This is a genomic window from Pseudoduganella danionis, assembly GCF_009720775.1.
GTDB classification, from domain to species: domain Bacteria; phylum Pseudomonadota; class Gammaproteobacteria; order Burkholderiales; family Burkholderiaceae_D; genus Rugamonas; species Rugamonas danionis.
Genome location: NZ_WNKW01000054.1, coordinates 1 through 228 on the forward strand (window position 1 = coordinate 1; position 228 = coordinate 228).

At 47.4% G+C, this 228-nt stretch carries 1 rRNA gene; it reads right to left on the reverse strand.

Annotated features, from left to right (window positions below):
• Positions 1-76, reverse strand: a 5S ribosomal RNA gene (gene rrf / locus GM655_RS23415); the annotation flags it as partial.
• Positions 77-228 lie beyond the last annotated feature (152 nt).

Here is a 228-nt window from a genome sequence, read left to right on the forward strand (position 1 = left end):
TATCATCGGCGCAGAGTTGTTTCACGGTCCTGTTCGGGATGGGAAGGGGTGGGACCAACTTGCTATGGTCATCAAGCTTTGACTTGTACGAGCCGCGTTCACACGAACGTTGCTCAGAATCTGGAATAGTAAGTAATGGGGTAATGAAGTTGTCTCAACAACGTTTAACGGTCTTCTTACCTATACCCTGCTAAGGTTATAGGGACAAGCCGTACGGGCAATTAGTAT